At 47.1% G+C, this 12,331-nt stretch carries 10 protein-coding genes; all 10 read right to left on the bottom strand.

Translation table 11 applies throughout. The features are described from left to right. Positions 1-164 precede the first annotated feature (164 nt). Positions 165-1,052: a permease-like cell division protein FtsX gene (gene ftsX / locus BLV66_RS07715; protein WP_086985555.1), complete on the bottom strand. Its 888-nt coding sequence runs from the start codon at positions 1,050-1,052 to the stop codon at positions 165-167. Then, positions 1,042-1,728: a cell division ATP-binding protein FtsE gene (gene ftsE / locus BLV66_RS07710; protein ID WP_086629500.1), complete on the bottom strand. Its 687-nt coding sequence runs from the start codon at positions 1,726-1,728 to the stop codon at positions 1,042-1,044. Before ftsE ends, ftsX begins: the two co-directional genes overlap by 11 nt. Positions 1,729-1,932: 204 nt before the next feature. After that, positions 1,933-3,049, bottom strand: a protein-coding gene (gene prfB / locus BLV66_RS07705; protein ID WP_143033112.1) for a peptide chain release factor 2 whose coding sequence is annotated in 2 segments (ribosomal slippage) — positions 1,933-2,976 and positions 2,978-3,049 — 1,116 coding nt in all. Because the reading frame shifts where the segments join, the coding sequence is not laid out codon by codon here. Between the two features lie 163 nt (positions 3,050-3,212). Next, positions 3,213-5,759: a preprotein translocase subunit SecA gene (gene secA / locus BLV66_RS07700; RefSeq protein ID WP_086985553.1), complete on the bottom strand. Its 2,547-nt coding sequence runs from the start codon at positions 5,757-5,759 to the stop codon at positions 3,213-3,215. A gap of 450 nt (positions 5,760-6,209) precedes the next feature. Next, on the bottom strand, positions 6,210-6,767 hold the full coding sequence (gene hpf, locus BLV66_RS07695) for a ribosome hibernation-promoting factor, HPF/YfiA family (protein WP_086985552.1): 558 nt from the start codon (positions 6,765-6,767) through the stop codon (positions 6,210-6,212). 126 nt (positions 6,768-6,893) lie between these two features. Then, positions 6,894-7,583 (bottom strand): ComF family protein, encoded by a 690-nt coding sequence (locus BLV66_RS07690; protein ID WP_086985551.1) that lies wholly within the window; start codon positions 7,581-7,583, stop codon positions 6,894-6,896. Beyond that, positions 7,555-8,925 (bottom strand): ATP-dependent helicase ComFA, encoded by a 1,371-nt coding sequence (locus tag BLV66_RS07685; protein ID WP_086986008.1) that lies wholly within the window; start codon positions 8,923-8,925, stop codon positions 7,555-7,557. The genes BLV66_RS07690 and BLV66_RS07685 overlap by 29 nt, the downstream gene beginning before the upstream one ends. A gap of 105 nt (positions 8,926-9,030) precedes the next feature. Continuing rightward, the gene (gene thpR / locus BLV66_RS07680; protein ID WP_086985550.1) at positions 9,031-9,609 is read right to left on the bottom strand and encodes an RNA 2',3'-cyclic phosphodiesterase; all 579 of its coding nucleotides are present in this window, start codon (positions 9,607-9,609) and stop codon (positions 9,031-9,033) included. Between the two features lie 124 nt (positions 9,610-9,733). Beyond that, entirely contained in the window at positions 9,734-10,600 is an 867-nt protein-coding gene (locus BLV66_RS07675) for a DegV family protein (RefSeq protein WP_086985549.1), read from the bottom strand. A 68-nt stretch (positions 10,601-10,668) separates the two neighbouring features. After that, complete coding sequence (locus BLV66_RS07670; RefSeq protein ID WP_176974179.1) at positions 10,669-12,171, bottom strand: UDP-N-acetylmuramoyl-L-alanyl-D-glutamate--2,6-diaminopimelate ligase; 1,503 nt, start codon at positions 12,169-12,171, stop codon at positions 10,669-10,671. Positions 12,172-12,331: the final 160 nt, after the last annotated feature.

The following is a 12,331-nucleotide window of genomic DNA, read 5'->3' as shown; positions in this document are numbered from 1 at the left end:
CGCCGTACAGGAGATTCCGTATGGTTTAAGCGAAATGTTCGCGCGCGAAAATAATAATTGAAGCTTGTCGGGTTTCAGGGAAGGAACCGTGATTCATGCAACAGAAAAAGGTTCCCGCCATGGACTTGCATGGCGGGAACCTTTTTTGAATACGCTCAATTTTGTTAAACTTTCAGGAATCTGCGCATCGAGAATACGGAACCGAATGCCCCAATAATGATGCCGATGCCCACCATCAGAAGACTGATGTAGAGAAGGAATGGATTCGGAGTCAAGAGGCTGAAGTTTGTACCAGCCAAGTAATCCCCGCTCACATCAAAAATGAATCGGTAAAGGAAAATGAGGAAGGTTGTAGGGAGCATTGCACCAACCAAACCAATAATGGCTCCTTCAATCAGGAACGGCCATCTGATGAAGCTATTTTTTGCCCCCACTAAACGCATGATTTCGATTTCCGTGCTCCGTGAGAAGATGGTGATTCGGATCGTGTTGGAAATCAGGAATACAGCTACCAACAGCAAGCCGATGATGATGACAAGTCCGATTGTACGGACCGTCGCAATCGTCTCGAACAACTTATCCGCTGTGGCACCGCCATATTCGACCTGAGTGACATACTGCATGGCGGATGCCGCTTCAGCTACCGCTTTTGTCTGTTCCGGAGCCGTCGTGTTAAGGACATAGGCATCATACAATGGATTGGCATCCCCACCAAATAGGTCGAACTCATCGCCGTAGCTTCCGATGATCTTATCCAATTCCTCATCCTTGCTTGAGAAAGAGATGGATTCCACATTGGCGATGTTCTCCAGTTCCGTCTTCAATACTTCCTGTGCGGCAGGATCAGCCGCCAAATCGATGTAAACTTTTACACTCACATCATTTTCGACGTCAGAAGCCAATTTGTTCACGTTCAATAGAATCCCGGTAAAGGATCCCACAAGAAGCAAAGTCAGCGCCACTGCACTGATAGAGGCTATCGACATCCAGCCATTTCGGAACAGGCTTTTGAACGCATCTCTTATGTGTCTCATAAATGTTCTAAATTTCATATCCATATTCTCCTTCTTGTTGATCTCGGACAATACGGCCATTCTCTATTGCTAATACACGGTGTTTGATGTCATTAACGATTTGGCTGTTATGGGTTGCCATCAGAATTGTCGTGCCTTGGTTGTTGATTTCTTCCAGAATACGCATGATTTCCATGGACGTATCCGGATCCAAGTTACCTGTCGGCTCATCCGCAATCAGGACGCCTGGCATGTTCGCAATCGCACGCGCAATCGCAATCCGTTGCTGTTCCCCGCCGGAAAGTTCATTCGGGAACATCCGCACTTTATGCTTTAAGCCAACCAAATCAAGCACTTCCAATACGCGCTTCTGGATGACTTTTGGACTTTTTTCGACTACTTCCATCGCGTAGGCGATGTTTTCATAAACGGTCAGTTTCGGTAATAGTTTGAAATCCTGGAAGACTACACCCACAAAACGGCGTAACAAAGGGATTTCTTTTTCCTTCATGGTCGTTAAATTATATTTGCCTACTTGAACTGTTCCTGAGGATGGTTTTACTTCGCGATACATCATTTTGACAAAGGTTGATTTGCCGGCTCCACTGGGGCCTACAATATACACAAATTCCCCTTGTTCGATTTTCACGCTCAGATTATTGACCGCCGTAATGCCGTTGTTGTATTTCTTCGAGACATTCAGCATTTCAATCATTTTATCACCTGTCTTTTCTTTTTTTCCTTGCTGCCGGTCTGAAAGCTTCAGTGGCCGCAAGAATGCTTCCCTATTATAGCACGTTGCGTAAATATGTCTGTTTTAGTTTCTTTACAAGTATGTGTCAATAGTTTCTCAGAAGTCCAGCTGAATCCTCATTATTCCCGCTCACGCGTTTGGTCATTTGTCATTTCATTGCGGATCTTACAGTTCTTCCTGATCCATCGTCATTTTCAGATAGGCATCGATAAAGGCGTCCAGATCGCCGTCCATGACGGCCTGTACATTACCCGTTTCATAGTTGCTTCTATGGTCTTTTACCATGGAATAGGGATGGAATACGTAAGAACGGATCTGTGAACCCCAACCGATTTCTTTTTGCTCTCCACGGATGGCTGCCAGTTCTTTTTCACGCTCTTCCTCTTGCAGTTGATACAGTTTTGCCTTCAGCATCCCCATAGCGGTATCCCTGTTCTGAAATTGGGAACGTTGCGCCTGGCTCGCCACAACAACGCCGGTAGGAATGTGTGTAATCCGGATAGCCGAGGACGTCTTGTTGATGTGTTGTCCGCCTGCTCCGCTGGCGCGATAAGTATCCACACGGATGTCATCCGGATTCACTTCTATCTCCGTATCGTCCGCAGCAATCTCCGGCATCACGTCGATCGAACAAAAAGAGGTGTGCCTTCTTCCGGCCGAGTCGAATGGCGAAATGCGGACCAAACGGTGCACGCCCCTTTCCGAACGAAGGTAACCATAGGCGTTCAAACCCTTGATAAGGATCGTTACGCTCTTGATTCCGGCTTCATCCCCGCTTTGATAGTCCAGCGTCTCCACGTCGAAACCTTTTTTATCGGCCCAACGTGTGTACATGCGGAAAAGCATGCTTCCCCAATCCTGGGATTCCGTTCCGCCGGCACCAGGATGGATTTCCAAAATGGCGTTGGATTTGTCGTGCGGTCCGTTCAACAGCATCGTCAATTCATATTTTTCCAGTGCTTCCGTAAATTCTTTCGTTTTTTCGTTCAATTCTTCCAAGTATTCCGGATCTTCATCCTCTTTCACCATCTCATACAAGACTTCAAGGTCTTCATACTGCGCTTCCAAACTCTTGAACGTATTGTAGACTACTTTTAATTGGTTCGATTGGTTGATGATTTCCTGCGCCGCTTCGGCATTGTTCCAGAACTCAGGATCCAGCATGCGATCGTCGAATTCCGCGATATCCGTTTCCAGTCCATCTAAGTCAAAGAGACCTCCTGAAGCTTGAGATTTTTGTTTCTGAACTTTCCAATATTGCTTTGATTTCACTTAATTCCATTTGATTTCCTCCTAGATTCGACAAAAGAAGGATGGGTCAGGATAAAAACAAGCGACTGTTTTTTATCCCGACCCTCCTCGATTGGCGTTGTATCCGATTAGTGTGTGTGTTTGACTCGATTTTGCTGGTTGAACTGTGGATTGCTTATATCACTTTCCACTTATTATTCGGTGGGCGACTCTTTTTTTTCTGCTGCTTCAGCCGCTTGTTTGGCTTTTTGGATTTCCATCAGTTTTTGCATTCTCATTGCGGCAATTTGGGCTCTGCGCGCTTGTTCCTGTTGCTCCGTTTGGGAAGCGACCGTCTCACGCGTCGGCATGATGTTCGAGCCTTGGCCTACTGATTGTCGTTGCAGATTTTGGCGGATTTCCGATTTCATCACGATACGGGTAACGTCATAGTCGATGGTGGCGATCATTTCTTGGAAACGATCATAGCCTTCGGTTTGGTACTCGGTCAACGGATTGTTCTGTGCGTATGAACGCAAGCCGATTCCTTGGCGCAGCTCATCCATATTATCGATGTGATCAGTCCATTTGCTGTCCACGACCCGCAGGATGACGACTTTTTCGAACTCCAATATTTGTTCCGGACTCAATTGTTTCTCTTTTGCCTTGTAAACTTCCATTGCGCGTTCCACCAAATATTCCTCGATTTCATGCGCAGTTTTGCCTTCAAGATCGGCTAAACTGATGCTGTCGGGATGCACGAGGGCAGCTCCGGCAAAATCGCGGATCCCTTGCAGGTTCCATGTCGCCTTTTCACCGATTGTATGCGTTTCGACCACACGCGCAATCGCACGTTTGATCATGGCTGTTGCGACATATTTCAACGATTCGGTTTCATTGATGACTTCCAGACGCTGTCCATAAATGATTTCACGCTGTTCACGCATGACTTCATCGTATTCCAATACATTTTTACGGGTATCGTAGTTATTGCCTTCTACTCGTTTCTGAGCTGATTCCACTTGTTTGGAAAGCATTTTACTTTGGATGACCACATCTTCTGCTTCATCATCCAAATTCAATTTGCTCCAGACTTGCTGGATGCGTTCCGATCCGAAGCGTCTCATCAAGTCGTCTTCCAGCGACAGGTAAAATTGCGTTTCGCCGGGATCCCCTTGACGGCCGGAACGTCCACGCAGTTGGTTATCGATCCGGCGGGATTCATGGCGTTCGGTACCGATGACGCAGAGACCGCCTAATTCCTTGACGCCTTTACCCAGCTTGATGTCGGTACCACGGCCGGCCATGTTGGTGGCGATTGTGACGGCTCCGGGTTGACCTGCCCCGATGATGATTTCCGCCTCCCGGAAATGGTTTTTGGCATTCAACACTTGGTGCGGAATATTTTCTTGGCTCAGCATGTGCGAAAGCAGTTCCGAAGTTTCCACTGCTACGGTACCGACAAGGATCGGTTGCCCTTTAGCATGACGCTCTTTGATGTCGCCGACAACAGCCCTGAATTTGCTCTTCAAGGATGGGTACAACAAATCTGGAAAGTCATTACGGACGATCGGTCTGTTTGTAGGAATCGAGATAACGTTCATGTTGTAGATTTCCCGGAATTCTTCTTCTTCCGTTTTCGCCGTACCGGTCATACCGGACAGTTTTTTGTACATACGGAAATAGTTCTGGAAAGTGATGGTAGCCATCGTTTTCGATTCATTTTCGATTTCAACGTTCTCTTTTGCTTCGATGGCTTGATGAAGTCCGTCCGAGTAACGACGGCCTTCCATGATCCGGCCAGTGAATTGGTCAACGATTTTTACTTTTCCGTCTTCCACTACGTAATCGATATCCACAAGCATGATGAAGTTGGCGCGCAAAGCTTGATCCAAATGATGCACCAAGCGGGTATTGTCCACATCGTACAAGTTCGGTAAATGGAATGTTTTTTCGGCTTTCTCGATACCTTCATCCGTCAATGCGATTGATTTGGATGTCAAATCAATCGTATAATCTTCATTCTCTTTCAATCCTTTGATGAAAAAATCGGCTCGGTTATAGAGTGCTGTCGATTTTTCGGCTTGTCCGGAAATGATCAATGGTGTACGGGCTTCATCAATCAAAATCGAGTCGACCTCATCGACGACCGCAAAGTTCAACGGGCGCTGCACCATTTGATTTTTGTAGACGACCATGTTGTCACGCAAATAATCGAAACCCAATTCATTATTGGTACTGTAAGTGATGTCGCAGTTATAGGCTTCTCTTTTTTCTTCAGAAGACTTTCCGTTTGTATTCAAACCAACAGTCAACCCCAGAAAACGGTACAATTCGCCCATCTCGACAGCATCACGGCTTGCCAAATATTCATTGACTGTGACAACGTGCACACCTTCGCCAGATAAGGCGTTCAGGTAAACCGGCATCGTCGCGGTCAAGGTTTTACCTTCACCGGTCTTCATTTCAGCGATATTGCCTTTATGTAGGGTAAGCCCCCCCATAATCTGCACTTTATAAGGATACAGTCCCAAGACGCGTTTTGCGCCTTCGCGGACTACCGCAAATGCTTCTGGCAGAAGATCATCCAAAGACTCCCCTTTTTTATAGCGTTCTTTATACGATTCGGTTAGATCGCGCAATTCTTCATCATCCAAAGCGGCCATTCGATCCGCGTAGGAGATGACTTTATCCGCTACCCCTTCCAAGGAACGTAGCTCTTTCTTATCATTCTCGATGAGTTTCTTTAAAAAGTTGGCCATTCTATATCTCCTCTTGCTGTCTGATTTCATTCCAGCAATCATTTTCACTGGGTATGCATTCGTGTATAAGTGGTTCGTTGCTGATGCAAAAATAATTCTTTTATCTCTACTATTCTATCATTACTTTTAATTAATGTGAACTACTCCCCATCAACAAAACCTTGCAGCAGTTGCCAAATTAGAAAAGCTGAACGGGTTCGTTTAGCCCTGAAAGAAATTTAGGAAATCGAGCCGACTGAGTATCGTAGAGCGCAATAGGCACGATTTATCTAATTTCCGAAGGGCTAACCCGTGAAGCTAGCCAAAGATTTGGGATGCGTGACCCAATTTAAAAATCCGTGAAACACCTGCGGTGATGCGGTTTTTAGTTTGGAAAATTTTATAAATTCCTATAAGTAAAAAAAAAAGCCCCCCACCGTTTATTATGGGCGGGGGACGTTATTTTCAGATTTAGTCAGTTTCGATTAGACCGAATTTGCCGTCTTTTCGACGGTACACGATACTTGTGCCGTTCGTTTCAGCATCTTCGAAGATAAAGAAGTTGTGTCCAAGCATATTCATCTGCAATACAGCTTCTTCACTGTCCATCGGTTTGAGAGAAAGACGTTTCGTGCGGACGATTTCAAGTGCATTTTCATCGGCTTCGATATTCTCTTCGATCGGATTCGGTTCGTTACCGATATCAAATCCTCTCTCTCTGGATTTGCGGTGAATCTTCGTCTTGTATTTACGAACTTGGCGTTCAAGTTTGTCCACGACCAAATCGATGCTTCCGTATAAATCATTGGAAGTCTCTTCGGCTCTTAAAACCAGGAAAGGTAGCGGAACCGTAACTTCCACCTTAGCAGATTTTTCGGCTGGGAAAGGATATACTTTCAAGTTGACATGCGCTGTTGTTTCGGGCACGTTACTGAAGTATTTTTCCAATCTGCCTAATTTTTTCTCGGCGTAGCTGCGAATCGGTTCTGTAACCTCGATATTTTCTCCTCGGACATTATACTTAAACATAGCACTCTCTCCTTTCGTCTGACGCATCGTCAGATAAAGACAACCCTCACCTATGGACCACTCATAGGGGGTTTCTTTAACTTCATTATAATGTAAGCGCCTTAACATTTCAATGTTTATGATTTATTATCTTGCGATTGTCACGGAACGTATCAATCTGAACCCTTGCTTGTACAGCAGGTTTTTCGCATGGTAGAGCGTTCTTCCGGTAGTATAGACGTCATCAAAAAGAATAATTTCCTGCTGAAGATATTTTTTGTACTCATCCAACATAAAAAATGGCTGCGTTGTCAGCAGTCGTTCTTGCCTATTTTTTTCGGACTGTTTTTCGCCAGCATACTGGTTTCCCAAGAATTGCGCGTAGTGGATTCCTGATTGTTTCAGCATCTCCTCACATTGACTGAATCCCCTTTCCTCGTAACTCGCGCTTGATATCGGCAACGGGAGGAACAGTCCCTTAGGATACGCTCTTTGGAAATCCCTCAGCTCGTTGCTGAATGCTCCGGCAAGACGGTAATCGCCTTGAAACTTGTAGCGTTGCAGCCATTCCTTCACGACACCCGTATAGGCATAGTAGGCATGATGTCCAATCGTCAATTCCGGATAGCGGCAGCTCCACCTCCGGCAGTCCTCGCACAACTCCGTTGATGTTTGTGCCCGAATGCAGCCCGGGCAGCACGTTTGACCGGCTAAACGCGGTAACTTTTCATCGCAGGATCGGCAGATTGTTCCGTAATCTTTTTTCCCGAAGCTGAAAATTTCCTGGAGAGTCAAACATTCGCGAATCTCATTTTGGCAAAACAGGCATTGACCCATTCAGCAACCCCCTTCTTCCCGCTTCCCGATTCATCAAGCGGATTTGCCGGACCGCACCCTGTATGGCTTTCGTTTCGCCGTCGTGCGCAAAACAGACCCACCCCGTCGGAAAGTCTTTGTGTCTGCCTGCCCTGCCGGCAATCTGCACCAACGATGCTTCCGTGAAAACCCGATCTTCTGCGCCAAGCACGATGACATCGATGTCCCTGAAAGTTACACCGCGCTCCAATATGGTCGTCGTCATCAAAAAATCATACGCCTCCGCCCGCATCCTTTTCACCTTCTCCTCGCGTTCAGGATCGCTAGCCGAAACGCAGGTGAACTGCTTATCCGGAAAAAGTTCCCGCAACCATCCGTCCAGCTCTTCCATCAGTTGGATATGCGGCAAAAAAAGTAGAAAGCGCCGCTTCGTTTGGAGCTGCCTTCGGATAAGTGTAAGGAATCGAGCCCTTTTCTTTTTGGTGATGGCCTTGCGCCAGTTCCCGACCCACAGACAATCTGGTTCGGGCAACGCAAATCCGTGATAGCGGGCAGGCAATACCGTCGCTGCTAGTCTGCCGCGCTTGATGTCATTTTGCATGTCCCGAGACGGAGTCGCCGTCAAATAAATCAGCGCACTCGCTTTTTTTCTGGATTTTTGAGCCCCAAATTGGAGGCTCGCGTCGTTGTTGTACGGGAAGGAATCGATTTCGTCGATGACTAGGAAATCGAACGCTTCCCGGAAACGCAACAGTTGATGGGTCGTGGCGATGACGAGCGGCGTGTAGCCATACCCCTCCTCATTGCCTCCATACAACAAGGCCAAAGGGACGTCTGGGAAAGCTTGCTTAATCCGTGGGGCCAGTTCCAGACAAACGTCCACACGCGGGGAGGCTAGACAGACTCTTCCGCCTTTGCTCAGACAGGCTGCAATCCCTTCAAAGATCATCTCAGTCTTCCCAGCACCAGCGACGGCCCAAATCAGGCGAGTCTCTTGAGAACGGACCGTCACCACGATTTCATCCGATGCACGTTTCTGTTCCGAAGACAATTGGCCCTTCCATTGCAGAATCGGTTCATGGGGCCATACGAACGAGTTGCTTTCCGGCAAATGATGGAGGACTGTACAGCACTTGATTTTCCCCATGTTCAGGCAACTTAAGCAATAAAAACAAGCAGGGCCGCAAGAACATGGCGCTGACTGAAATTTTTTCCGGTCCTGGTTTCCGCAGCGGGAACATGTCAGCTTCCCGTTCAAGCTGACTAAACCGGGTCGTATCTCAGCCAGATTCAGCAGCGCTTTGTCTGAATTGCGACACTCGCTTCTCGTCAATTCCCTGCCGTAAAGTTCCTTTCCGTCCATACCGTCCATACCGTCCTCCCCTTCCCTAGATAGCATACGCAAAAAAGCCGCCACTCTTCCGTTGACTATACGAAGAATGACGCCTTTTTGTTTCCTGTTAAGGATTTATTGGTTGTTGGATGCTGAATGACTAGCCTGGCTGTTGAAGGGGAAATCAGCAATAGGGCGATAAACCAGCTTTCCGTTCAACCGCACACTTTCGAAAAGCGTCAGTGCAGTGACCGGGATTTTCTGGTCAAAGGGCAGCGGCACTTTGCTAAGTGTTTCCCACTCCTGCGAAAGTACAATTCCCCGACCGAGCGTGAGGTGCGGAATGAAGGCAACCTCCTTAGCCAATATCATTTTTCCCTTCAACAAGGCAGCATTAAGTTGTTCATAAAGGTGATGGAGGTGGTTGTTTTCTTTGATGCCTAGCCAAATGATCCACTTGTTTTTTTTGAAAAAATAACCCAATCCATCGGGTTCTATCAGGAACGATACCTGGTCTGCTGTGCAGTAGGTCAGCGCAGCTTCAATCGCACTTTGCTGTTCCGGATTCATTTCCCCAATAAAACGAATCGTCAAATGAAAGTTGTCCGGATCCGTGAATGATCCTTTGAGGCTGGCACGCTTCACTTCTCCCTGAATGGCAACTAGTTGTTCTTTGATGACTTCAGGCAATCTGACGCCGATAAATACTCTCACAAAAACACCCCCGCTATCTGTTTAAAAAGCAGTCAGAAATTCCGCCCAGAAAAAACAGGAAGGCCAGGACCCAAATGGCCCTTCCTTCCCGGATGAATGTATGATTGCCGTAATGACTTATTACCTATAACGGAAAGCTCAATTCGGTGTCTTCCGTCCATGTCAATCCCAGAGCACCCTCGCCTAAATGCGTCCCAATTACAGGGCCAAAATAACTCAATTCGAACCTGATGTCCGGAAATTCCCCTTGAAGATGTTCCAGCCAAGCTTGTCCTTTTTCGGGAATATTCCCATGGATAACGGTTGCGATGATTGGATAATCCGTCATTGAAGCCGTCTGGCCCAACAGTTCTTCGATCCGTCGCAACGCCCTTGCATTGGTTCTGATTTTTTCGAAAACGACTATCTTTTTGTCCGAAAAATGCAATACTGGCTTGATCTTCATGATGGAGCCAATGACAGCCGCCCCTCCGGATAATCTACCGCCGCGCTGTAAGTTCATCAAATCGTCCACCATAAAGTAAGCGCGGGAACCTTTTTTCATATGGTTCAATCGCGCAATGATCTGCTCCGGTTCAATACCGGCAGCAGCCAACCTTGCTGCCTCCAAGACGAAGCGAGCCTGGACATAGCAGCTGATTTCAGAATCGAAGGGATGGATGTTGAATTCAGGATATTCTCTGCTTAAGGAGGCAGCATTTTGGTACGTACCACTTATACCGCTTGAGAGGTGGACACTGATGATTGCATCATGATCCTTCGCCAATTCTTCATACAGCTGATACATGGCACCCACTGCTGGTTGGGAGCTCTTCGGGAAATCCTCGGATGATTTCATCAAGGCATAAAAATCCTCAGCAACCAAATCTATTTCTTCTTCATATGATTTTTCTCCGATATTCACGACTAATGGCAGCATATGAATATGATGCCGCTGGCGTATTTCAGCCGTCAGATAAGCGGTACTGTCCGTTACTACTGCAATTTTCATGGAAATCCTCAAACTTTCTGCTCGTTATTTAGCTTAACCACCCTATATTATGCGGTAATTCTCTGCTTTTAGGCTTTGTCGGCAAGCCTCTTGTTGCGCAATTCAATCGCTTCAGCCGCCACTTCACTGTCCAACAGTCTGATCATTCTTCCTCTGTCGTTGTAGTCAGCCTCATGTCCACGCCCCAGCAGGATAACCGTATCTCCCGGTTCTGCGATGGTGATTGCGTACACGATGGCTTCCTTGCGGTTTTCGATGTATTCGTAGTTGTCCTTTTCGATGCCGGCAAGCATCATTGAGATAATCTGTTCCTGCGGTTCTTTCCCGGTGTCATCCGTCGTCAGGACCACATAATCGGAAAGTTCCGTACCGATGCGGGCCATGATCGGGCGTTTTTCATGCTCCCGTTCCCCAGCTCCGCCAAAAACGGAAATGACCCTGCCTTGAGTAAATTCGCGCACCACACTCAATACTTTTTCCATCGCATCCGGCGAATGGGCAAAATCGACATAGACGCCGATGTCGCTCGCGCCAGGGACAATCTCCAATCTTCCGGTAACACCAGCCAATGACGCGACCGCTTTTGATGCATGCTCCAACGGAATGCCCAGAGCATAAACAGCCGCCAGCGCAGCCAATGTATTTGAAACATTATAAAGCCCCACCAAGTTCGTCACGACAGGATAACGTTCCCCATATACGACCAGATTGAAGCGGGTCTGCGTCCGGCTGTATGCGATATCCGCGGCAAAGAAATCAGCCGTTTCATCCTTCACGCTGTAAGAAATGACTTCTGCCGCCGTAGCGATGCGGTAGCTGTGGATCGTTTCATCATCCGCATTCAGAACCGCCGTTTTTGTACGTCCGTTTTTGCGACCGTTCCCTAGTTGGGAAAAGAGCAGTTTTTTCGCTTCGGCATAGGCTTCCATTGTGTGATGGAATTCCATGTGTTCATGCGTCAAGTTTGTCATGATTGCGACATCCATATCAAGCCCCCACGCTCTGCCCATTTCCAAAGCAATCGAGGAAAGCTCCAACGTGAAGTATTCCGTCTTCTTCTCAACCATAAGGTGTAGGGATTTTTGCATCGTGATACTATCAGGCGTCGTATTTTTCGTTTTGTGCACTTCGTCGCCGATATGCATTTCGATGGTGCCCATTAACCCAGTTTTTTTATCCATCGCCTTAAGGATGGCTTCCACCAAATAGGTCACTGTCGTCTTTCCATTGGTCCCTGTGACGCCGATGACTTTCATAGACTCACTAGGGTACGCATAAAAGTGATTTGCAAGAAGGCTCATCGCTTTGCCCGTATCGGGAACATATACAACCGGGACAGTCGCTGCCAATCTTTGGATATCCTTATGGGCAACAATCAAGCCCGCACCGTTGGCGACCGCCTTCTCAACGTAATTGTGGCCATCGACTTGCGTACCGTCGATACAGACAAACAGATCCCCTGATTGGATATCGCGGGAATCCTGACTGATTTTTCCAATATTCAAATCGGGATCCAAGCTCCCGACAACTTTTTTCATCTTGAGTACATCGATTAAATCTGTAGCTTTCACGCAGATCACCTTTCCATCGACCCCTATGGCCGTTTGGTCTATTCCATCTAACAATACCACAAATGGAAATGTTCGGAAAGTCCCTTTCCTCGTTAGTGGCCTGTCATCCGACGGCCACTGTGGTAAAATGAGTTTGAACAACATATTGGGGGCTAAAGAC

It is taken from the genome of Trichococcus collinsii (genome assembly GCF_900107505.1).
Lineage (GTDB): Bacteria > Bacillota > Bacilli > Lactobacillales > Aerococcaceae > Trichococcus > Trichococcus collinsii.
This window is presented reverse-complemented; position numbering and strand designations above follow the sequence as displayed.